Raw genomic sequence first — 22,969 nt, 5'->3', positions numbered from 1 at the left:
GTTGTTGCGGGTAAAAACGCATCCTGGAACGCGTTCGCAAAGCGCTAGACTTGTCTCAATAAGTGGTCTCTTTTTGAAGTCGACTGGATATTGACGGGGAGAGCAGCATGAACCGACCGCTGCTTAGGTTTCCGCTTCGCACGACGACCGTGGTGCCGGTGTGGCGCTGGGTCAAATGGTCGCTCGTTGCGGCGTTTCTGGTGGTCGTCGTGATCGCGGTGCGAATCGCGCAGATCGAGATCGAAACCTCCCGTTTGCAGGCGCACTACCTGTCCGAGTTGACGCGCGACGTCGGCTTCACTGTGGATGCCGGTCCGAGCGACCGCATCCGTTTCCCGTCCGGCACCGGTCCCTACGATCAACGTTTAGGCTATGCGCAGCTGCCCGCCTTCACGAAGCGGCTCGAAGCGCGCGGCTTCGTGATCGCGTCGCAGGCGCGCGATAGCGACCGCATGCTGTCGCTCGCCGACGACGGCCTGTTCCTGCCGTACGCCGAAAAAGACCAGGCCGGCCTGCGGCTGTTCGACGCGAACGGCGACAAGCTGTTCGGCTTCCGCTACCCGGGCCGCGCGTACGACAGCTTCGACGCGGTGCCGCCGCTGATGGTCAACTCGCTGCTGTTCATCGAAGACCGCTACCTGCTCGACGCCGACCAGCCGAACCGCAATCCGGCGATCGACTGGGGGCGCTTCAGCCGCGCGCTCGTCGATCAGGGCGTGCGCATCTTCAACCGGCATCAGTCGCAGCCGGGCGGCAGCACGCTCGCTACGCAGATCGAGAAGTTCCGCCACTCGGCCGGCGGCCGCACCGCGACGCCGCCGGAGAAGCTGCGGCAGATCGCGTCCGCGTCGGTGCGCGCATATCTAAACGGACCGCAGACGATGCCGGCGCGCCGCCAGATCGTGGTGCGCTATCTGAACTCGGTGCCGCTTTCCGCGCGGCCGGGCGCGGGTGAAATCCAGGGCATCGGCGACGGGCTCGCCGCGTGGTACGGCCGCGATTTCGACGACGTGAACCGCATCCTGAAGGCGCCGCAGACGCCCGCGAATCTTGGCGACCAGGGCGTGGCGTTCCGTCAGGTACTGTCGCTGATGATCGCGCAGCGCGCGCCGTCGTGGTTCCTGCGCAAAGGCTACGGCGATCTGCAGAAGATGACCGACAGCTACCTGCGCCTGCTCGCGTCGAACGGCGTGATCAGCGCGCGGCTGCGTGACGCGGCGCTGGCCGCGCATGCCGATCGCGTCGCGCCGGACGACGTGAAGCGGCCGGTGTCGTACGTCGGCCTGAAGGCGGTGACGTCGATCCGTTCGCAGCTGCTCGGCGCGCTCGGCATTCACGATACCTACGACCTCGACCGGCTCGACCTGCGCGCAACCTCGACGCTCGACAACGGCGTGCAGCAGGCAGTCAGCGCGAAGCTCGCGGAAGCCGCAACGCGCGACGGCGCGAAGGCGCTCGGCCTCGTCGGCTTCGAGATGCTGCGCGCGGGCGACGATCCGTCGAAGATCGCGTACAGCTTCACGCTGTTCGAGCGCCGCGGCGGCGAGAACCTCGTGCGCGTGCAGACCGATAGCGTCAACGAGCCGTTCGACATCAACTCCGGCGCGCGCCTGAATCTCGGTTCCACCGCGAAGCTGCGCACGGTGATCACCTATCTGCAGATCGTGACGGACCTGCACGCGCGCTACGGCGCGATGAGCGCGGCGGAACTGCGGGCCGTGCAGCCGGAGAAGCAGGACGCGCTGACGCGCTGGGCGATCGACTATCTGGCTACCGCGAAAGATCGCTCGTTGCCCGCGATGCTCGATGCGGCGGTGGAGCGCAAGTATTCGGCGAGCCCCGGCGAGCTGTTCTACACCGGCGGCGGCGCGCAGGCCTTCACGAACTTCGATTCCGACGACAACGGCCGCGTGCTGACGCTGCGCGAAGCGTTCCAGCACTCGGTGAACCTGGTGTTCGTGCGGCTGATGCGCGACATCGTGCGCTACGAGATGATCCAGACCTCCGGCCCGTCGTCGCAATGGCTCGACGATCCGGCGCAGCGCACGCTGTATCTGAACCGCTTCGCCGATGAAGAAAGCCGCGTCTATATGCAGCGCTTCTACGAGAAATATCACGGCGTGCCCGCCGACGACGCGATCGCGATGCTGATGCGCCGCGTGCGCAAGGCGCCGCCGAAGATCGCGACCGTGCTGCGCAGCATCGCGCCGGACGAGCCACGGTCGTGGTTCGACGCGCAGATGCGCGCGGCGCTGAAGGGCACGCCCGCGGCGACGTCGCTGACCGATGAAGACCTCGCGAAGCTGTACGCGAAATACGCGATCGACAAGTTCAATCTGAACGACCGCGGCTTCATCGCGCACGTGCATCCGCTCGAACTGTGGCTCCTGAACTACCTGCGCGCGCATCCGGACGCGACGCTGAAGCAGGTCGACGATGCAAGCCGCGACGTGCGTCTGCAGACTTATTCGTGGCTCTTCAAGACGCGTTTTCACGCGACGCAGGACCGCCGCATCCGCCACGAAGTGGAGCTGCGCGCGTACGACTCGATCGGCAAATCGTGGCGCGCGCTGGGTTACCCGTTCGAGACGATCACGCCGTCGTATGCGGCCGCGATCGGCGCATCGGGCGACCGGCCGCTCGCGCTCGCGCAGCTGATCGGGATGGTCGCGAACGACGGCGACCAGTCGCCGACGCACAGCGTGTCCGAACTCGACTTCGCCGAAGGCACCCCGTACGCGACGAAGTTCACGCACGCGCCGGCTGAGCAGAAGCCGATGTTCTCCGCCGATATCGCACGCGTGGTGCGCAGCATGCTGCGCGACGTCGTGCAGGGCGGCACCGGCAAGCGTCTCGCCGACGGCATCACGTACGCGGACGGCCGCACGTTGGAGGTGTACGGCAAGACCGGCACCGGTGACCAGCGCTTCGACGTGTATGCGCCGGGCGCGCGGCTGATCGAGTCGCGCAAGGTGAACCGCAGCGCGACGTTCCTGTTCGTGATTGGCGGCCGCTACTACGGCAGCCTCACCGCGTGGGTGCACGAGCCGTACGCGGCGCACTACGATTTCACGAGCGCGATGTCGGTGCAGTTGCTGAAGTCGCTTGCACCGGCGTTGCAGCCGCTGCTCGACCGGCCGGACGATGGCAAGGACGCGGTCAGGACGGCGAGCACCGAAGCCGCGGCGAATCCGGTCAGCAGCGACCGCTAACACGCATGTGATTCGCGCCGGGGACGATATCGAATCGTCCCCGGCGCAGTTTCATCACGCACTACGCGCGCAACGCTTACGAACTGCTCGCCGTATGCGTGGGCGTGCAATCCCGCATGTACTCCGCATTGAGCCGCGCGCGGGCATCGCTGATGTCGGGCGAGTAGTTGTCGATGGCCGGCCGGTAGCCGACCGCTTCCAGCTCCGTCAGCTCGCGCGTCATATCGTCCTGCGTGACGGGACCGTGCGTTGCCGCGAACGGATAGCTGCGGCATTCCCGCGGCGTCAGATGCGGGGACGCGAAAGCCGCCGAGCTTGCTGCGACCAGCAGCGCGGGCAGGCAGCGCTTCAGTGCTGCGTTCATGATTGTCTTCCTCCATGCGATGGGATCGGGTAGCGGTCCGCTCTTCGATGCGGCTCGGCTACGGACCCAGCTTAGGTGCGGGCGCTTCACAGCCCGGCGTCACGCGCGTGAACGTTTTTTCATGCGGCGACGCGCGACTTCGCTGCTGCATCCATTGCTTCGCCTTTCGTCACCGCGACGCGGTAGCGCGAACCTACGATGCCAGGTTACGGAAGCGACGACGTCTTCCATTCCGACCATCCTCCCGGCTGGAGCCTGGACATGAAGCTCACGAGCATCTTGCAGTGGGGTACGCGCACCGGCGCGCAGGAAGAGAGCGCCGCGCAGTCGCCGGTCGAAGCGGACGCGGCGCGGCGCGCGCGCGAGAGCTCGGCGATGCCCGAGGGTTTGCGCAATCTCGCCGACCGCGTGACCGCGCGCAAACAGTCGGCGACCGCGCGCGACCTGAGCGACGACGACCTGCAGACGTTGATGCGGAACACCACGCTCGGCGGCCGCGCGACACGTGCCGTCTATCGCGAAGTCGTGGCGCGCAACAAGGCCGCGAGTGCGGCGGAGGAAGCGCCGGTGGAACTGCAACCGCTACCGCCGCGCACATCGAGACTGCCGGACGCGATGCGCGTCGCGCTCGACAACCGGACCGCGCGCAGGCAGATCGCGCAGGCTGCGCAGCTCAGCGACGCGGAACTGGAGCAGCATCTTGCGCAACCGGCGCTGCTGTCGAAGCGCGGCGTGCGCGCGCTGCAGCGCGAAGCCGCGAAGCGGCGGGAAGAGCCCGCCGAAACCGAACCGGTGGTGGCGGAACACGAATCCGGTAACGGCGTTGCGCTTGAGGAAGGGCGGGTCGTGCTTGCAGCACCCGTGACCGCCGCTGTCGAGACGCCGCCGCCGGCAACAGTCGCGCGGCCGGGCGGCGCCGTGATCGATCAGGATTCGGGCGCGCTGGACGCCACGCATCTGCGCCAGACCGTCGATGCGCTGACGGCCGCGCTACCCCCGATTCCCGCCGACGTCGCTCGCGTGCATCCGCGCAGCCAGGCGCTGCATGACCGCCTCGCGAGCGAACTCGCGGCGATCGGCGCGGTCGCCGAAGACCCGAACCTGCGTCCCGACCAGAAGGGCCTCGCAATCCGCGACGGCTACGCGCGCGCGGCGCGGACCTCGAAGGTGCTGGCGCGTTATCTGGATCGCGACTACGTGAACCGCGGCGTCGGTGCTAAAGGCGAAGCGCCGGCGCGCGAGCAGGCGATGTCGTACTACCTGATCGCGGGCCTGATGACCGAGCTCAAGCGCACGCATCTCAGCGCAGCGGCGCCGGACCTGATGGCGCACTACGCCGGCCGGGAAGTCGCGAGACTCGAACGCGTCGCGCCCGGCATCAGCCAGGGTGTGTCGGGCCCGAACGTCGCGACCAGCAGCGGCGTGAGCCTCGGTTATTCGGTGGGAGTGGGCAATGTCAGCGGCGGCGCAACGTCCAACCGCGAGTTCTTTTCCGACGACGATCGCGATATCGACTTCTGGACGTCGTACGGCGTCGCGATCCAGGGCGGCCTGGGCAGCAAGATCTCGAACTGGGCCGCGCGCCTGAACGGACAGGCCGCGTACCAGGGCGGCGGCACCTACTTCGAGCACGGCGATCTGAACGAACTGGTGAAGCTGATCGCGAACATGGACGCGAACCGCTCGTGGATCACGTCGTCCGGTCCGAAGACGCGCAAGCTCGTGCATGGCATGGAACGCTTCAAGGGCGCGGTGTCGCAAAGTCTCGACCGCAACTATGTGCCCGCGCCGGAGCGGCCGTATTTCCTGACCGACAAGAAGCTCGCGAAGGGCTTCAACGGCGCGAAGACGGCGCTACTCGCGATGGCGCTCGACGAAGAGCAGCGCAAGCAGGGCGTGACGCCGCGCTTCGGCTCGATCGTCGAGACCGCGTATCCGGCGGTCGGCGACGTGGTGCGGCAGCGCTTGACGGAGGGCCAGCCGCTGCCGCCAGCCACGCGCGGCGACGTGCCCGATTCCGTCGCGTATGCGGACCGCCGCGTGGCGTTCCGGGAAGCGACGCTTGCCGTCGACGGCAGTCTTGGCCGTTCGACGAGCGGCGATGCGAACCTGGGCGCGGACGGCAACTTCGATCTGCTCGCGCGCGGCGACCTGATGCAGTTCTTCACCGAGACCGCCGGCGCGCCGCATCAGATTCTCGATCCGGCCCATCACAAGGATCTGAAAGCGACGCTCGGCGTGCATCGGCAGCTCGACGAGCTGTGCATCGATCCGCCTCCGCGCGCGCTCAGGCTCTACGACGCGACGCGGAAAAAGCTGCAGGGCGAGGGCAGCACCGAACCGATGCCGGCGATGACGGAACGCGACCGCGCGATCTACGGCGACGAAGCGTCGATTCCCGCGCAGTTCCGCAACGCGATCGCGCGTCCGTCGGGGGAGCAGCTGCAGCGCGCGGCAACTGAAGCCGAAGGACTCAAGCATCTGTACCTGAACTTCATCGAAGACGGCGCGACGGTACTCGCGCGCAGCGACCGCGCGTTGCCGCGGCCCGCGCGCGATCAGTTGAACGCGCTGCGTTCCGAAGCGTTCGCGCGGATCAATACGGAGGTGTGGCAGGGCCGCTATCCCGAAGCGGAGGCGCTCAAGCATCCCGAGGACTTCATCGCGCGCAGCCATGCGAGCATCAGTCTTGCGCTCGGCGCGGTCGGCACGCATATCGGCATCGCGAAGGAGCGGCTGTCGCGCGACGCGAACTGGGGCGACGCGCACGCGGTGATGCAGGCGGACCGCAGCTACGCGGAAACCCGCGAGCTGCTCGACAAGCTCTATCTGCCGATGAAGAAGTACGACGTGCAGAAGAGCGGCCCGCTGAAAGACGAGGCGCTGTGGCAGCGCTGGGACGTGCTGCTGCGGGGCACGGCGTCGGGCGGCGCGGAAGTCGATGCGATGGGCGCGCTGCTGGGCCATTGGCACAAGTCGCTCGGACCCGTCAGCCTCACTAACGATACCGGCGGCGTGAGCTTGAGCGCCGAAGCGAAATACCTGTACGCCGACCATCAGATCAACCCCAGCCGGGTCGGCAAGTTCTGGCAGATCACGCTCACGGCGAACGGCGGCAAGCCGCTCACGGGCGCGGCGCTCGAGACGGCGGTGCGCAAGTCGGTCGGCAAGCTCAACGCGGCGCTTGCAACCGATCAACCCAAAATCGACCACGCGGAAATCGCGCGGCAGATGCAGGGCCTCGTGTTCGACGCGAGCGAAGGCAGCTCGATCGTGATCAAGCTGCGTCAGCCGCCGGGTTCGGGCGTGAAGGCGACGCACCTGCAGTACGTGCGCGTGCTCAACAACCAGAACGCGGGCCTCAATGCATCAGTGACCATTCCGACCCACGTCGGCGTGTTCACGCCGGGTATTTCGCATACCGATGCATCGCAGGGCTTCGAAGGTGAGATCGTCGGCACCGATCTGAGCTATCAGATGCTGCAGCACCCGCGGCTCACCGCGTTGCTCGATCATCCGGACGCGGCGACGCCCGAGGGGATGAAGGCGCTGTTCGACGCGAATCCGCGCGTGCGCAACGGCTACTTCGCGACGCCGTCGACGATCGTCGATACGGTGCAGCGCTACTCGGATTTTCTCGGCGCGAAGGCGCGCGCGGTGCAGGAAGGCACGCGCATCGAAGACGCGCCGAAGGTCAACGAGTTCTTCCGTTACTACGCGTCGGAGCCGTTCAAGCGTGTGGCGGAGAGCGCGCAGCACGTGCAGCGGCACGCGCCCGGTTCGACAGTGCCCGGCGCGCAGCCGGCCGCGGCGCCGGCTCCGCTGACGGAAGACGTGAGCCTGGATGGCATCGATCTCGCACAGGCACGCGTGCGGCTCGAAGCCGCGGGATCGATCGAAGCGCGTACCGCGTATCTGTGCGGAGAAGGGCGGCCGTTGCTGGATGCGTTCGCGGCGATCGTCAGCAAGACGCGCGAGATCAACGCCGGCGCGATGTTCCATGCGGAGTCGCGCAATATCGGCTTCCAGACCGTGCTGCGCGATCCGGATGCGCTGCGTCGCGAGAATGCCGAGACGCAGGCGGCGCTGCACGGCAAGACGCCGAGCGGGATTCGCGGACAGTTGCGCAGCGTGTTGCGGCCTGTCGGCAGCGCAGTGGACGCGTTGCCGCTCGAACAGGTCGAGCAGCTTGCGAATGCTTCGACGGATTCGCCGCTGCGCTCGGCGGCGCGGGCGGCGCTTGAACGGCGGCGGACGAAGCTCGATTAGCGGCGCGTGGGCTGGCGCTGGTGCTGCCGATGCGGATAACTAAGCTTCCAGCTCCGTCGCCGGCTTGAGGAACAGCTCGTGGCTCGGCGCGAAGTGCGCGTAGAGCGGCAGGATCGCGCCGCCCATCGCGCGCGCGTCGGCGCCGATCGTGCCTTCGAGCAGTTGCGGCCGCACCATCCCTTCCCACTCGAAGTGATCGAGCACGCGCTCCGTGCGACGGATGATTTCGCGCAGCAGCTGGCGGTCGAGCTGCCCGTCGATCACCACGGCTTCGAGATCGAGCAGCGCGGCCGCGTTCGTCAGCGCGTTCGCGATCGCGGGGCACGCGCCGTCGAGCCATTGTTCCGTGTAGCGCCACAGGTCGGGCGCCAGCGCGCGATGATCGTGCGCGGCCGCGGGCGGCGCGCCGACGTCGCTGAAGAGCTTCTCCAGCACGAATCCCGATGCGGTATGCAGCAGCTGCTTCGCCGGCTGCTGCGCACCGCCGACGATGCCGCCCGCGGTCGGAATCGAGCCGACCGCGCCGGCGTTGCGATGCGGACCGCCGTGCAGGCGTCCGTCGATCACGAGCCCGCCGCCGATGAAGGTGCCGACGAACAGATAGAGGAAGTTGTGAATGCCGCGGCCCTGGCCCATCACGAGCTCGGCGGCGCACGCGGCGGTGGTGTCCTTCGCGAACTCGACCGGCAGGCCGGTCATCGCGGCGATGCGCGCGCCGATGTCGATGTCGTCCCACGCGGCGAGCGCGTCCTCGGGCGCGCCGAGGAAGTTCTGCCAGCCGCCGAGCCACAACGGCGCCGCCACGCCGACGCCGACGATCTTCTTCGCGTCGGCGCCGAGCGAGTCGTTGATGCGCGCGAGCCTCGCCTCGAGCGCGGGGAACAGCTGCTGCGGATCGGGATACGCGTATTCGAACAGATCGCGGCTGCAGATGCGGCCGGTGAAGTCCATCGCCAGCACGTCGAGGCTGCGCCGACCCACCTTCACGCCGACTGTATACGCACCGTCCGGCCGCAACGCGATCGGCACCGACGGCTGCCCGATGCGGCCGCGCACGCGCGGCTGCTTCGCGAGCAGGCCATCGTCGATCAGCCGGTCGATGATCATCGAGACGGTCTGCATCGAGAGCCGCGTCAACCGCCCGACGTCCGCCTTCGGCAACGCGCCGTGCAGACGGATCGCCTGCAGCACGATGCGTTCGTTGAACTGGCGCATGCCGACCTGGTTGGAGCCGACCGGGCGTTTCAGCGGTGACGGGCGAGGTGAGTGCATCGTCGGTTCAGGGTTGCGTGCTGGTTGCCGCGAAGCTGCTTGCGTTCGGAGGTCGCTCAGGCGATCGCCTTCACGTCCGCTTCCTTCGCGCCGGTCATGATCGCGACCGCCTCGGACATGTGAATGTCCGCCTTGTTCACGAGCGCGGCGCGGCGGCCGAGACGCTGGATGTGGATGCGGTCGGCGATCTCGAACACGTGCGGCATGTTGTGACTGATCAGGATCACCGGCAGCCCGCGATCTCGCACGCGCCGGATCAGCTCGAGCACCATGTTGCCTTCCTTCACGCCGAGCGCGGCGGTCGGTTCGTCGAGAATCACGACGTGGCGCGCGAACGCCGCGCTGCGCGCGACGGCCACGCCCTGGCGCTGGCCGCCGGACAGCGTCTCCACTGCCTGACGCATCGAGCGGATACCGATCTGCAGGTCCTTCATCGCGTTGGTGGCTTCGTCGAGCATGCGGCGCTTGTCGATCATCTTGAGCCACTTGCCGCGCCAGCCCGGTTTCACGATTTCGCGGGCGAGGAACAGGTTCTCGGCGATCGTCATCGCGGGCGCGACGGCGAGGTCCTGGTAGACGGTTTCGATGCCCTGTTCGCGCGCATCGATCGGGCTCTTGAAGCGTACCGCGTTGCCGTCGAGCAGGATCTCGCCTTCATCGGGCACGGTGGCGCCGGACAGCGCCTTGATCAGCGACGACTTGCCGGCGCCGTTGTCGCCGATCACGGCGAGGATTTCGCCGGGCTTCACTTCGAAGTCGCAGCCGTCCAGCGCGGTGACCTGGCCGTAGCGTTTGACGAGACCGCGGGCAGCGAGCACGGGCGTGGCGGAGTTCGAGGCGGTTTGGGTGGTCGACATGACAGGCTCCTTGCGCGAATCAGCGGCGATGCGACATTTTGTCGGCGGCAACGGCGAGAATCACCAGAATGCCGGTGATCAGCACCTGGTACACGGACGACACGCCCATCAGCGTGAGGCCGTTGCGGAACACGCCGACAATCAGCGCGCCGAGCAGCGTGCCGACGATCGTCCCCCGTCCGCCGAAGAGACTCGTGCCGCCGAGCACGACCGCGGTGATGCTGTCGAGGTTTTCGGTTTGCCCTGCCTGCGGATCGCCCACGCCGGTACGCGCGACCGACAGCAGCGCGGCGATCCCGTAGATCGCGCCGGCGAGCGTGTAGACGGTGAGCAGGATGCGTTGCGACGACAGGCCCATCAGGCGCGCGGCTTCGGCGTTGTTGCCGAGCGCGTACAGGTGACGGCCGGGCACCGTGTCGCGCAGGATGAACCACGTGCCGAGATAGAGCAGCAGCGTGAGCACGGTGCCGTAAGTGACCTCCGCGCCGCCGATGCCGAACGTGTTGCCGAAGAACATGATCGCGTTCGGCAGGTTCGACACGCTCTCCGCATTCGAGTAGATCTGCGTGACCGCGAACGCGATGTTGAGCGTGCCCAGTGTGACGATGAACGCGGGCAGCTTGATGCGCGTGATCAGCACGCCGTTCAGCAATCCGAACAAAGTGCTGGCGGCGACGCCGCACAGGATCGCGACGACCGGCGGCAGCCCGAGCACGACGGCGAAGCGCGTCATCACGATCGAGCCGAATGCCATCACCATCCCGCACGAGAGATCGATGCCGCCCGTCAGCACGATGAGCGTCTGGCCGATCGCGATGACCGCGACCACCATCGTCTGCTGAAGGATCAGCGAGAGATTCTGCAGCGAGAGAAAGCGGTTGCTCTGCGTGATGAAGAACACGCTTGCGAGTATCAGCGCGAGCAGCGGTCCGATTTCCGCGAGCGACGGCATGTGCTCGCCGAATTTCCGTTGATTGGGCATAGGGGCGGTGGGAGTGGGCATGATGATGTCCTTGAATCCTTGATGCTGCCGCGTACTGGGTCCGGCCCGCCATGCGTTGCGGCGGGTGCGGGACGCGGTCGGTCGCCGGCTGATCCGCGCGGTGCGCGGATCGTCCGGTCCTTCCCCGTGTTACTGGTTACTGGCTTGACGAGTTGACGTGCGTGGGCTGCGTGTGGTGCGCCGCGCGCGTCACTGCCTTAATTGCCCCAGCAGTTCTGCAGGCCGAAGCCCGTGTCCTTGCTCGGTACACCCGACATCGGCTTGTCGGTGATCAGCGTGACACCAGTGTCCTTGTAGCCGCTGACCTTCTTGCCCGTCTTCGCGTATTCGACGCCGGCCTCCACGCCGAGCGCCGCCATCTTCAACGGGTATTGCTGCGAAGTCGCGGCGATCGAGCCGGCCTTCACGTTGCGCACGCCTTCACAGCCGCCGTCGATCGAGACGATCATCACGCCTTTCTCCTTGCCCGCGGATTGCAGCGCGCGATACGCGCCAGCTGCGGCAGGTTCGTTGATCGTGTAGACGAGGTTGATGTTCGGGTCCTTCTGCAGGCAGTTTTCCATCGCCGTCTGGCCCTTCGCCTGATCGCCGCGCGTATCCTGGCTGCACACGATCGACGCATCGCCTTCCTTGATGCCGAAGCCCTGCAGGAAGCCGTTATGACGCAGCACGCCGACCGAGATGCCCGGCGCGAGGTCGAGCGTCGCGATCTTCGCGGGCTTGCCGGCCATCGCGGCCTTCGCGTATTCGCCGATCAGCACGCCGGCCTTGAAGTTGTCGGTGGCGAAGAGGGCGTCGGTCGCGTCCTGCGGCTCCGTCGGCGTATCGAGGGCAATCACCATCACACCCGCCGCGCGCGCCTTCTTGATGCTAGGCACGATCGCTTTCGTGTCGCTCGGCGTGATCAGGATCGCTTTCGCGCCGGCCGTCATCATGTTTTCGATCGCGGTGACCTGGCTCGCGTTGTCGCCGTCGAACTTGCCGGCCGCGCTCAGCAGCTTCGCGCCGTCCTTCTTCGCCTCGGCTTCGGCGCCTTGCTTCATCTTCACGAAGAACGGGTTCGTATCGGTCTTCGTGATCAGGCCGACGATCGGCTGATCGGCATGCGCGAGCGTCATGCCCGCGCACCAGAGCGCGGACGTGGCGGCGCACAGCACAGCGAGCTGCTTTGCGACAGAGCGGGTGCGGGATTGCTGGTTCATGGGTAGTGCCTCCTCCGGTTTGATTGACCACGACGTTGTGACTGAGACTGACAGTCCGACTCCACGATGCCGTGGCGCTCGGGCGCCGCTTCGAACCTGCGCCATCGGGCGGTCGACTAAATCAATCTGTTTTATTTAGTACAGCAGGGCGGCCGGGGAGTGTCAAGGAAGGGTTCAGGCGGGAGGTGCAGGAGGGGATGCGGCGGGTTTTTCGCAAAGCCTTGTGCGGCTTGGGTTTGAGAGTGACTGTGAGACGCTTCGGGGCGCGATGGAATACGGGTAAATCAGGAGAGGGGATCGCGTCGACTAATGTTCATTTGCTCTTTTAATGGGCATTTGATCGGGTTGGGGGGCCGATACATGAGCGATGCATGAGCGTTGATAGAGCGCGACACGACGATCGGGTATCGTGTGTTGAATACCTTGTGCCGTTCGTCCTTCTTCGTCCAACCTAGCCCATGTCTTCAGCCAAATCGGAAACCGGCACGCAGTTCGCCACCTGGTCGCAACGTGCCCGCGCACTCTTCATCGACAGTCTCTGGTGGACCGTGCTGATGGCAGTGATTCCGGTGGGCCCATCGGCGGACGATCTGATGCTCGACCCGGATCGCTTCGTGTCGACGCTCGTGTTCTGGCTGATCGTGCTGCAATGCGTGCCGATCGTCGTGACGGGCGTGCTGTGGCTCGTGTGGGGCACGTCGCCGGGCAAGCGGCTGCTGCGTCTGCGGATCGTCGATGCGGAGTCGCTCGCGCCGATGTCGACGCGTCAGGCGCTGTTGCGCACGGTCGGCTATCTGCTCACGTTCGCGATGTGTGGCGTGGGCTTTCTGTGGGTCTTCTTCAATCCGAAGCGGCAGGCGCTGCACGATCGCATCGCGAATACCGCGGTGATCAGCGATCCGGCCATGCTGGCCGTGTCGGTGCGCAAGGCGAAGGCGGTTGACCGCTGAGATCAGTGCGGCAGGATCGCCCGATGCTGCGCGAACTCGCACAGTGCTTCGGCGCGCTGCTGCGGCATGCCTTCGTGAAAATCCACCGAAAGCGGATGACGTGAGCGTTCCAGCACGATCATCGGTTTCGTGCCGCTGGCCTGCGGACGCATCTGCGACTTCAGGCCGATCGGCGTCGGATAGCCGGGCAGCACGTTCGCGAGCCAGCTGAAGTACGGGCCGCCCGCCCGCCCGCGATCGACCGCGCCGAGATAGTCGTAGAAGCTCTTTTCGCTGAGCGACACCCACATGTCCCACACGAATGGCTCGCCCGAGCCGCTGACCGGAATCTCGAGACGCGCGCGCGCATAGAACTGCCGGTTGTCGATGACGCAGACGTCATCGGACCACCACGCGCGCCCGTCGCGCAGGCCCGCGGGAATGTTCCTGAGATTGTCCGGCATCGCGAATCCGATGCGCGGCAGTTCTTCGTGCCACGCTTCGCATTGACTGCATTGAAACCTGAACATCGGTTCGACACCCTCGTGAGAACGATATGACCGACCTCTGCGTCGGTCCGTCCTTGCTTTCTTGTGGTCGCGCGCGGACCCCGTGCCGCTCGCGGAGGGAGCGCTCAACGTTGCCGCGACGCGCCCGTCCAGCCGGATTAACGGCAGCATGGGGTGATTCTTCAGTGGAAAATCAGGGTTGGACCGGAGCCAGCCCAGAGGGCCTCGATCCGCAGTACAGTGCAAGTGCGCTGCGTGCATTCGGGACCGGTGCTTGCTGAACCAGCAAACAGCCTGAAAAAAGGCGCCCGGGAGGCCGGCGCGCGCTGTGCGTATCCACGCGGCGACGCACCGTGGGCGTTGCATGACCGACGTCGCGCGGTAGGACCGGCCGCGAAGCGATTCTGGCAACCATGGAGAACGGAAAATGACGATCGAATTTACCAGCCGGCGGCATGTGGTAGCCGCCGCGCGAGTCGCATTCGAAGCGAGTGTCAGCGGCAAGGAGGTCTGGTGTAGTGTTTCGCTCGATGCACTAAACGATCACTTCGGGAACCAGGGTACGTCGTCCCATCAATTGATCGCGTCGTTCGAGGCGAATCGCCAGAGGATCGAGACGGCCGCCCGGCGCGTGCTCGAATCGAACGGCGGCCAGTCGGTCGAGCTGGAAACGCGCGACTTCGACTAGCCTCCTTTCATTTCATGCGGCGGGCATGCTTCACGCCGGATTGCTCGCGATGAAGTTCTTGAACGCCGCATACCCCTGCTTCTTCGTCACGCCGTCGTTCTGGATCAGGCCGAAGTTGCCGTCGCCGGTGACGTCGTAGAGTTCGTAGAAGCAGATGCCCGCGATGTTGTATTTCGCGCGGTCCGCAACGTACTCCGCGAGCGCCTTCGAGATGTAGGCCGCACCCTGATCCGCATCGCCCGGATTGAAGCCCACCTCCGTCAGCCACACCGGCACGCCGTACTGCTGCAGGTTCTGCAGCACGTTCAGCGAGGTCGACGTGCCGTCGTAGGCCGACACGATATCGCCGCTCGTCTCGTACCAGTGCCAGCCGGTGTAGTCCCACTGCACGAGCGGATGACCCGTGGTGCCGTCGGGCTGCGTGCCGTTCCACAGCATGTTGTTGAAGCCGACCTCGGTCGTCACGCAGCCGCCGCGGATGATCTTCGCGTTCGGCTGCACCGAGTGGATGCCGTCCGCCGCGCCGCGCAGGAAGCCGCGCACCAGCTGGTAGCGCGTGTTGTCGAACGAAGCCGCCGTTTCGCCGACGCCGATCGAGCACCACTGGTCGATCTCGTTGCCGATCTCATAGATCGGGCAGTAAGCGCTCAGCACCGATGCGATGTTGATGCCGCACTGGTACGCCCAGTTGTAGTTGTCCTGCTCGCTCGACATCATCATCGGCTGGCTCATCGCGAAGCACGGCACGATCGTCACGCCGTTCGCCGCGCCGAGCTGCGCGTAGGTGAGGATCGTTTGCGCATCGCTCGTCGCGCCGTAGCAGTCCAGACGATAGACGGTCACGCCGAGATCGACGAGCGTTGCGATCTGCTGCGCGGGCGTCTGCGTCGCGAACGCACCGACGTTATCGAGCGGATGGCCGTTCATGCCGTAGAAGATCGGCGTCGACGTGAGGCGCGGATCCGCCGACACCTTCCACACGTTGTTCACGTTGATGTACCACGTGCCGTTCGCGTTGCGCGCGTAGATCGTGTGATTCCAGTAGAGCACCAGCGCCGCGCTGACCGGGCAGCCCGTGTTCACGCCCGCCCGCATCACCTTGCCGCTCGAGAGCGTCCACTTGATCAGGTTGCCGTCGATGATCGACGTTCCGGACGGGACCGTCGTGCCCGACGCGGACTCGACGAGCGTCGTCGCTTTCGTGCTTTTCGCGGACGCGGCAACGGCCGCTTCGCTCAGCGTGCTGGTGCCTTCGCTGCCACCGCCGCAGGCGGCGAGCGCAAGCGACCCGGCGCCCATCGCAAGGCCGGTGAGAAACCGGCGGCGCGATTGCAGCGTACCCGCGGCCGGGGCGGCGTCCGTCGACGCGGAGACGGCGGCAGCGCGGAGCGCGCGCACTGCGTTAAACGATTTTTTCAGCGACACGATAGGATTCCTGATTAAAACCACGCGTTCGGTTCGAGATCACGCGTGATCGGTACGACGGGATGGGCGGGCATGGCGCGGAAGGGGGGCCTGTGACGACGCTTCAGCCGGATGCCGTCGCTATTGAGAGCGCCGGCGATCGGTATGGGGTGGCGGCAATATATTCCGATGCTTGCTCTAATTTACGGCATCTTTTACTGTTTAATTAGACGATTGCCAGACTGCCACCTGCAATCAGGAAGGAAATTCCTGGCGCGTTGCGAGTGTATCGGTCGGATTTGCTCTGTCGTGAAAACGCCGAAAAGAAATGCTCGCAAACGTTAAAAATTCGCAAAACAAGAAGTAACGAGAAGTAACAAGATGTGAGTGAGGATGTAACGGGAGGTAACGATTACGTGTCGGAGGCCTGCTGGACCGAGCATGGCGACGGGTGTCGCGAGCGGTTGCCTGACAAGATTGCGCGCGACCGGGCGCGACCTCGATCGCACCGCGGCGCGCGCTATCATTCCGTGCAGGGCCTTGCTTCGTGACGATCCCGCTTCCCAACGGCCGCAGGCGCGGGGTACGATGACGCGTCACGCAACCTGTCAGACAACTGACCACTTATCCGGAGTACCGTATGACTGCATCGGACCAACGCGTCAGCGACGCCGCGCTCGAACAGCTGCGCCACGTCAGCACTGCGACGCTGACCACCCAGCTTTTCAAGCGCGGTCTGCGCAACGTGTTCCTGCAAGGGGTCGCGCCGCTCGTGAAGCCGGCGCCGGGTGCGCCGAACCTGGTCGGGCCGGCGTTCACGCTGCGCAACATTCCCGCGCGCGAGGACCTCGACCACGTCGGCGTGTTCCAGAACCCGGACCATCCGCAACGCAAGGCGGTCGAATCGGCGCCGCCGGGCAGCGTGCTGGTGCAGGACTGCCGCCGTGAGACCGCGACGGCGTCGGTCGGATCGATCCTCGCGCTGCGGCTGAAGACGCGCGGCGTCGCCGGCATGGTGTCCGACGGCCCGGTGCGCGACAGCGGCACGATCGCCGAGCTCGGCCTGCCGCTCTGGTGCGCGGGCGCCGCGCCGACGCTCAACCTCGCGAAGCATCACGCGGTGGATATGAATGTGCCGATCGCATGCGGCGGCGTGCCGGTGTATCCGGGCGACATCGTCGTCGCGGATGCGGACGGCGTCGTGATCGTGCCGAAGGAGATGGCGGAGGAAGTCGCGCGCGACGCGACCGAGCAGGAGCGCCTCGAAGCGTTCATCACCGAACGCATTGCGGAAGGGCGGCCGTTGCGCGGCACCTATCCGCCGAACGAGGAAACGATGGCCGCTTACGCGGAGTGGTGCGGGAAGCGGTAAAAGGGCGGCGGCGGTGGTTTGTTGTTATCTACCGGGATCTACCAGGATCTATCGGGAGCCGCCGCACCGCTTGTGCTCACAACCTCACGCCTCCAGCGCGAGCGTCGCGAAACTTGCGAGCCAGTGCTCGCCCATGTAGTCGCCGGCGACGTGAGCCAGCGCGGAATCGAGATGCCGGTTCGCGGCATCGTCGAGCAGCGCGATGCGCGGATCGCCCGCGGGCAACGCGCGAGCCAGCGACCGCTGGCACCACGCGCGGCTCAGGTTCAGCCCGTCGAGGTGCGCGATCTTGCCGTCGGAGCGATCGGTGACGGTGACGGGCGTGAAGAGCGTCGCGGGTTCGCTCGCGGCGAGATCGGGCAGGAAGCGCGTGAACCAGCCGACGAACGCATCGCCCGGCAGCACGCGGCGCATCAGTTCGGCTTCCATTAGCGACGGCGACAGAAACTCGTCGCCGGCCGGTTCCCACGCCTGGCAGCCGGCGTCGTTCAGATACCAGCGTTTCGCTGTGTCCACAACCAGCGCTTCGAGCGACGCGCGCGACGTCTGCCGCGCGAAGTCGAGCGTGAGCGCGAGCGCGAACGCCATGTTGAAGTGCGTGCCAACGCGCAGCGGATAGGTCGCCTTCGGCAGGAACTCGCTGAAGCGCTCGACGAAAATCTCCGTCAGCGGCGCGAAGTCGCGCTTCCACGCGGCGGCCTGCGGCACGCTGCGTTCATCGAGCGCTTCGAGCTGCGCCGACAGCGCAAGCAGCCACGCCCAGCCATACGGCCGCTCGAAGCCGCGATTGTGCGGCAGGTTCAGGTACGCGCATTCGCCCGCCACGTTGTGCGGCGTGAAGTGTTCATCAACTGTCGCGACGATTCGCGCCGCCTGCGGCAGATCCGGAAAACGCGCGAGCAGATGCAGCACGAGCCAGTAACCGTGCACGCACGAATGCCAGTCGTAGCTGCCATAGAAAATCGGATGCAGCGCGCGCGGTCCCTGCACATCTTCAGGACCGGCGAGCGCATGCGTGAGCTTGTTCGGATATTCGCGCGTCAGATGCGCGAGCGCCAGGTCCGCGAATTTCGCGGCGATCGGCGCGTCGAGTCGGGCAGTCATCGTTGCCTCGTTGCGGAGTGAGGGTGAACTGAGCGGGAGCGACACAGCCCGACGATTATGCCGCAACGCAGTGATGTAGCCCGCCGCGCCCGCATGCCGCCTCGCGCATGAATGCTGCGCGGACCGCGTTCGAAGCGAAGCGCGCGTGACGGTCGCGTCTTGCCGTCACCCCACAACCACGTGCGCGCGCCGGTGCAGCGGCCCGAGCGCCATCGAGAGCCCCGTGCAGAGCGCGATGATCGCGACGAGCGCGAACATCGACAGCTTGAACGCCAGCGCGTAGTCGTGCGCGCCGGGTTGCGCGCCGAGCTTCGAGAAGAACAGGCCACCGAGCGTCGCCGCGCCGACCGCCGCGCCAATCTGCAAAGTGGCGGTGATCATGCCCGACGCGACGCCCGCGCGTTCGGGGTTCACTTCGGCGAGCACGATCCGCACGACGGACGGCAGCACCAGCCCCTGGCCGATACCCATCGCCGCGAGCCCCAGATAGAAGCCGGCCGGCGGCGCACTCGCGCCGGCGAGCGCGGCCGCGAGCCCGAGTCCGCACGCGATCGACGCGAACCCGAGCGTCAGCACGCGATGCCCGCCGAAGCGCTGCACGAGGCGCGTGGTGAACAGCGGACTCGCGAGAAAGCCGAGCCCGAACGGCAGGATCGCGAGCCCCGACATCAGCGGCGACCAGCCGAGGCCGCTTTGCAGCCAGATGCCGTAGGTCAGGAAGAACGCGCTCAGCGTATAGAACAGGAACGCCAGCACCAGCCCGAGCGCCACCACCGGATGACGGAACAGGCGCAGATCCAGCAGCGGATCCTGACCCGCCGACAGCTTGCGCCATTCCACCCGCAGCAGCAGCGCGAGCACCGGCAGCGTGCCGATCAGGCACAGCTGCATCCACAGCGGCCAGCCTTCCTCGCGGCCGCGCGTGAGCGGGTAGACGAGCATCAGCAGGAACAGCGACAGCAGCAGCGTGCCCGGCAGATCGATGCGCGCGCCGCGCGGCGGCCGGCTCTCGGGAATGAAGCGCCAGCTGCCGACGAGCGCCAGCACGCCGATCGGCAGATTGACGAGGAAGATCGAGCGCCAGCCGAGCCCGAACGGATGCAGGCTGATCAACGCTCCGCCGCCGAGCTGCCCGATCACCGCCGCGACGCCGTACACGAAGCCGAAGAAACCCATCACGCGCACCTGTTCCTGCGGCGTGAACACGCTGCGGATCGTGGCCAGCACCTGCGGCGTGAGAATCGCGGCGAACAGCCCTTGCAGCACGCGCCCCGCCACCAGCACCGAGCCGCTCGCCGCAAAACCGCACACCGCCGACGCTATCACGAAGCCCGCCATGCCGAGCATGAACATCCGCTTGCGGCCGTACAGGTCGCCGAGCCGGCCGCCGGTGATCTGCATCACGGCATTCGCGCACGCGTAGGCTGAGATCACCAGCTGGAGCTGCGCCGAGCTGGCGGCCACGCCGTCGTGGATGGCCGGCAGCGCGAGGTTGACGATGAAGTAGTCGAGCGGCGGCAGGATCGCGCCGACCAGCAGCACCACGAGTGCCCAGCCGTGGTGACGATGGGCGGGCGTGCAGGGTGCTTTGGCGATGGGTGAGGCGGTGGCGAGGGCGTTGTCGGGCATCGGGGAGCCTGTCGGGAAGAGAGCAGTCGATCGAAACGATATTCTGCCGCTCGCGCATCTGACGGAAAAGCTGGAATAGGTGGTAATATCCATCGAGTTAATCGATAGATGGTGGACCCAGACCATGCGCGGCTTCGAACTCGACCAGTTGCGAACTTTCACCGTGGTGGCGGACTCGGGCAGTCTGTCCGCGGCCGCGCCGTCGCTGCATCTGTCGCAATCCACTGTCAGCGAGCAGATGCGCAAGCTCGAGGTGCGCGCCGGCGTGCCGCTGTTCGTGCGCAGCAAGCGCGGCATCGAGCTTACGCCCGCGGCCACGCTGCTGCTGGAGCGCGCGCGGCGCATCGTCGCGCTGAACGAGGCGGCGTTCGATGAAATGCGCGGTCAGGCGATCAAGGGCGAACTGCGCGTCGCCATTACAGACTACTTCCGTACCCATGAAGTTGCCGGGATGCTGGCGCGGCTGCGCGAGTGTTATCCGCAACTGAGCCTGCACGTGAGTACGATGAAGAGCACGGAGATCGAGCAGGCGCACGCGAAGGGACAGCTCGATCTCGGCGTCGTGATGAACCTGTCGGCCGGCCCGGTGCGGCCCGCCGTGCCGGACCCGCGCTGGGAGCTTCGCCGCGAGCAGCTCTACTGGGTCTGCGCGCCCACGCTCGCCGATCAGCTGCCCGATCCGCTGCCGCTCGTGCTGCTGCCGGGCGACTGTCTGCTGCACCAGATCGCCGTGCATTCGCTCGAAGCGCAGCGCATCCGCTATGCGCTCGTGCACAGCGCATCGGGCGTGGCGGGGTTGCAGTCGATGCTCGTGGCCGGGCTGGGCGTCGGCTGTCTGAGTGCATCGTCGATCGGCGACGGGCTCGTGCGGCTCGGCCCGAAACACCGGCTGCCGGCGCTGCCCGAGGCGGTGTTCTCGCTGACGCCGCCGCTGCATGGCGAGCGCGATACGGTCGTGCAGGCGCGCCAGGTGCTCGCGCGGCAACTGCTGGTGTGAGCCCGGGCATCCGGCGCGTACCGGGGAGCGTCACGCGCGTGGCATGGAACGGCGGTATCGTCGGATGAACGCGGCGTCCATGCGCTGAGGCTTTGAGCTTTCATCGCAAACGGGGTGACTCGTCGTCGCGCAACGCTTTGCATTTCTTTTCGTTTGCAACTATCACTGAATGACGCGCGCCTCCGCGCCAGGTTGCGCCATTCGTTTCAATGCTTGCAGGCAGGTTCCAGCGGTCGATCCCGGCCGACATTGCTCGAGCGGTCCAACCCGAGTCCACGCCCGATGCTCAACGACATTCCCGAGTCGCAAGCCGTCTGTCTTCCCGTCACGCGAAGCGCGATCTTCATGGTCGCGACCGTCGGCACGTCCAGCGACGATGCCGCCGCCGTGCGCGCATGGTGCGCCGACATCGCGGCGCTGGTCCGGTCCGTCGGCGCACGCGCGCCGACTGCGAATCTGTCGTGCGTCTGCGGCTTCGGGTCCGACGCGTGGGACCGGCTCTTCGGCGCGCCGCGTCCCGCCGCGCTGCATCCGTTTCGCGAGACTGGTCCAGCCGGGCGCCACGCGCCCGCAACGCCCGGCGACGTGCTGCTGCACATTCGCGCGGACCACATGGACCTGTGCTTCGAGCTCGCGACGCAACTGCTCGAACCGCTGGGCGATTCGCTGACCGTAGTCGACGAGGTGCACGGCTTTCGCTACTTCGACCTGCGCGGCATCATCGGTTTCGTCGACGGTACCGAGAATCCGGCCGGCAACGAAGCCGTGAAGTTCACGACGATCGGCGACGAAGACCCGACGTACGCGGGTGGCAGCTACGTGATGGTGCAGAAGTATCTGCACGACATGTCTGCGTGGAATGCGCTGACCGTCGAACAGCAGGAGCGCGTGATCGGCCGCACGAAGCTCTCCGATATCGAACTGAATGCGGCGGTGAAGCCTTCGTCGTCGCACAGTTCGCTCACGACGCTCGACGAGAACGGCGAGGAAGTGAAGATCCTGCGCCACAACATGGCGTTCGGCCATCCCGGCGCGAAAGAGTTCGGCACGTATTTCATCGGCTATGCACGCTCGCCCGCGCCGCTCGAACAGATGCTCGACAACATGTTCGTCGGGCGGCCGCCGGGCAACTACGACCGGCTGCTCGACTACAGTCGCGCGATCACGGGCGGCCTGTTCTTCGTGCCGGCCGTCGCAATGTTCGACGAACTCGCTTCGAGCGATCCGTCCTCCGTCGGCACGAACGCATCGCAGTCAACACCTCACGTGGAGCCCATGTCTACCGACGAACACGACGATGGGTCGCTGAAGATCGGCTCTCTCAAAGGAATGCCCCAGCATGAATAACCTGCATCGCGAACTCGCGCCGATTTCCAGTGCCGCGTGGGCGCAGATCGAAGCGGAAGTGGCGCGCACGTTCAAACGTTCGGTGGCGGGACGGCGCGTGGTCGATGTGAAGACCGCGGGCGGCGCGAGCCTCTCGGGTATCGGCACGGGCCATCAGACGACGATTGCCGCGCCGAGGCAAGGCGTAAGCGCGAAGCTCGCCGAAGTGAAGGCGCTCGCGCAATTCACGGTGCCGTTCGTGCTGCAGCGCGACGCCGTGGACAGCGTGGAGCGCGGCTCGAACGACGGCGACTGGCAGCCCGCGAAGATCGCCGCGAACGAACTCGCGCTGGCGGAAGACGGCGCGATCTTCAACGGTTATCCGGCGGCGGGTATCACGGGTATCCGCGACGGTTCGTCGAATGCGCCGATCGATCTGCCCGCGGACGTGAGCGCGTATCCGGATGCGATCAGCCGCGCGCTCGAAACGCTGCGGCTCGCGGGCGTCGACGGGCCGTACTCGGTGCTGCTCGGCGCCGATGCGTACACCGCGCTCGATCAAGGCAGCGACCAGGGCTATCCGATCGCGCAGCACATCAAGCGGATCGTGAACGGTGACATCATCTGGGCGCCGGCGATCGAAGGCGGTTGCGTGCTCACCACGCGCGGCGGCGACTACGAACTGCACCTCGGGCAGGATGTGTCGATCGGTTATTCAAATCACACCGATACGACCGTGCAGCTCTATCTTCGCGAGACGCTCGCGTTCCTGATGCTGACCGGTGAAGCGGCGGTGTTTTTCGCATCCGGCGAATAAGGCATTTTCGCCACG

The 22,969-nt window shown here is 66.3% G+C and carries 17 protein-coding genes; 8 read left to right on the top strand and 9 right to left on the bottom strand.

Annotated features, from left to right (window positions below):
- The first annotated feature begins 107 nt into the window (after positions 1 to 107).
- Positions 108 to 3,212 carry a transglycosylase domain-containing protein gene (locus tag DVS29_RS10075; protein ID WP_118180303.1) on the top strand — a complete coding sequence of 1,035 codons (3,105 nt, stop codon included), beginning with the start codon at positions 108 to 110 and terminating at the stop codon, positions 3,210 to 3,212.
- 76 nt (positions 3,213 to 3,288) lie between these two features.
- Here the strand turns inward: DVS29_RS10075 and DVS29_RS10070 are convergent, their stop codons facing one another.
- The gene (locus DVS29_RS10070; RefSeq protein ID WP_118180302.1) at positions 3,289 to 3,576 is read right to left on the bottom strand and encodes a DUF4148 domain-containing protein; all 288 of its coding nucleotides are present in this window, start codon (positions 3,574 to 3,576) and stop codon (positions 3,289 to 3,291) included.
- Positions 3,577 to 3,837: 261 nt separating this feature from the next.
- Here DVS29_RS10070 and DVS29_RS10065 point away from each other — a divergent pair, with 261 nt between their 5' ends.
- On the top strand, positions 3,838 to 7,845 hold the full coding sequence (locus DVS29_RS10065; RefSeq protein ID WP_118180301.1) for a type III effector protein: 4,008 nt from the start codon (positions 3,838 to 3,840) through the stop codon (positions 7,843 to 7,845).
- Positions 7,846 to 7,884: 39 nt separating this feature from the next.
- Here DVS29_RS10065 and DVS29_RS10060 read toward each other — a convergent pair whose 3' ends face one another.
- The 4 genes from DVS29_RS10060 to DVS29_RS10045 all read right to left on the bottom strand — a co-directional run bounded on the left by DVS29_RS10060 (position 7,885) and on the right by DVS29_RS10045 (position 12,179).
- Positions 7,885 to 9,117 (bottom strand): ROK family transcriptional regulator, encoded by a 1,233-nt coding sequence (locus tag DVS29_RS10060; protein WP_118180300.1) that lies wholly within the window; start codon positions 9,115 to 9,117, stop codon positions 7,885 to 7,887.
- A 56-nt stretch (positions 9,118 to 9,173) separates the two neighbouring features.
- Positions 9,174 to 9,974 (bottom strand): ATP-binding cassette domain-containing protein, encoded by an 801-nt coding sequence (locus tag DVS29_RS10055; RefSeq protein WP_118180299.1) that lies wholly within the window; start codon positions 9,972 to 9,974, stop codon positions 9,174 to 9,176.
- A gap of 19 nt (positions 9,975 to 9,993) precedes the next feature.
- The gene (locus tag DVS29_RS10050) at positions 9,994 to 10,977 is read right to left on the bottom strand and encodes an ABC transporter permease (RefSeq protein WP_118180298.1); all 984 of its coding nucleotides are present in this window, start codon (positions 10,975 to 10,977) and stop codon (positions 9,994 to 9,996) included.
- A 197-nt stretch (positions 10,978 to 11,174) separates the two neighbouring features.
- On the bottom strand, positions 11,175 to 12,179 hold the full coding sequence (locus DVS29_RS10045) for a sugar ABC transporter substrate-binding protein (RefSeq protein ID WP_118180297.1): 1,005 nt from the start codon (positions 12,177 to 12,179) through the stop codon (positions 11,175 to 11,177).
- 458 nt (positions 12,180 to 12,637) lie between these two features.
- Between DVS29_RS10045 and DVS29_RS10040 the strand changes: the two genes are divergently transcribed.
- On the top strand, positions 12,638 to 13,129 hold the full coding sequence (locus DVS29_RS10040) for an RDD family protein (protein WP_118180296.1): 492 nt from the start codon (positions 12,638 to 12,640) through the stop codon (positions 13,127 to 13,129).
- Between the two features lie 2 nt (positions 13,130 to 13,131).
- Here DVS29_RS10040 and DVS29_RS37275 read toward each other — a convergent pair whose 3' ends face one another.
- Entirely contained in the window at positions 13,132 to 13,638 is a 507-nt protein-coding gene (locus DVS29_RS37275) for a DUF2199 domain-containing protein (protein WP_164707888.1), read from the bottom strand.
- Between the two features lie 406 nt (positions 13,639 to 14,044).
- On the opposite strand from DVS29_RS37275, the gene DVS29_RS10030 reads away from it, so the two are divergent.
- Complete coding sequence (locus DVS29_RS10030) at positions 14,045 to 14,305, top strand: DUF1488 family protein (protein WP_118180294.1); 261 nt, start codon at positions 14,045 to 14,047, stop codon at positions 14,303 to 14,305.
- 30 nt (positions 14,306 to 14,335) lie between these two features.
- Here the strand turns inward: DVS29_RS10030 and DVS29_RS10025 are convergent, their stop codons facing one another.
- Positions 14,336 to 15,730, bottom strand: a complete 1,395-nt coding sequence (locus DVS29_RS10025) for a hypothetical protein (RefSeq protein ID WP_118180293.1) — start codon at positions 15,728 to 15,730, stop codon at positions 14,336 to 14,338.
- 619 nt (positions 15,731 to 16,349) lie between these two features.
- Here DVS29_RS10025 and DVS29_RS10020 point away from each other — a divergent pair.
- Complete coding sequence (locus DVS29_RS10020) at positions 16,350 to 17,081, top strand: ribonuclease activity regulator RraA (protein WP_118180292.1); 732 nt, start codon at positions 16,350 to 16,352, stop codon at positions 17,079 to 17,081.
- An 84-nt stretch (positions 17,082 to 17,165) separates the two neighbouring features.
- Here the strand turns inward: DVS29_RS10020 and DVS29_RS10015 are convergent, their stop codons facing one another.
- Positions 17,166 to 18,185 (bottom strand): DUF2891 domain-containing protein, encoded by a 1,020-nt coding sequence (locus DVS29_RS10015; RefSeq protein WP_118180291.1) that lies wholly within the window; start codon positions 18,183 to 18,185, stop codon positions 17,166 to 17,168.
- 165 nt (positions 18,186 to 18,350) lie between these two features.
- A complete protein-coding gene (locus DVS29_RS10010; protein ID WP_118180290.1) occupies positions 18,351 to 19,814 on the bottom strand; it encodes an MFS transporter in 1,464 nt (487 codons plus the stop codon).
- A gap of 124 nt (positions 19,815 to 19,938) precedes the next feature.
- Between DVS29_RS10010 and DVS29_RS10005 the strand changes: the two genes are divergently transcribed.
- The 3 genes from DVS29_RS10005 (at position 19,939) to DVS29_RS09995 (ending at position 22,954) form a co-directional block, all read left to right on the top strand.
- Positions 19,939 to 20,811 carry a LysR family transcriptional regulator gene (locus tag DVS29_RS10005; RefSeq protein WP_118180289.1) on the top strand — a complete coding sequence of 291 codons (873 nt, stop codon included), beginning with the start codon at positions 19,939 to 19,941 and terminating at the stop codon, positions 20,809 to 20,811.
- A gap of 282 nt (positions 20,812 to 21,093) precedes the next feature.
- Positions 21,094 to 22,158 carry a Dyp-type peroxidase gene (locus DVS29_RS10000; protein ID WP_118180288.1) on the top strand — a complete coding sequence of 355 codons (1,065 nt, stop codon included), beginning with the start codon at positions 21,094 to 21,096 and terminating at the stop codon, positions 22,156 to 22,158.
- Positions 22,151 to 22,954 carry a family 1 encapsulin nanocompartment shell protein gene (locus tag DVS29_RS09995; RefSeq protein WP_118180287.1) on the top strand — a complete coding sequence of 268 codons (804 nt, stop codon included), beginning with the start codon at positions 22,151 to 22,153 and terminating at the stop codon, positions 22,952 to 22,954. The genes DVS29_RS10000 and DVS29_RS09995 overlap by 8 nt, the downstream gene beginning before the upstream one ends.
- Positions 22,955 to 22,969 lie beyond the last annotated feature (15 nt).

Source organism: Paraburkholderia phosphatilytica (assembly GCF_003443895.1).
Taxonomy (GTDB): Bacteria; Pseudomonadota; Gammaproteobacteria; order Burkholderiales; family Burkholderiaceae; genus Paraburkholderia; species Paraburkholderia phosphatilytica.
The sequence above is the reverse complement of the archived record's forward strand: the minus strand, read 5'-3'. Positions and strand labels throughout refer to the sequence as shown.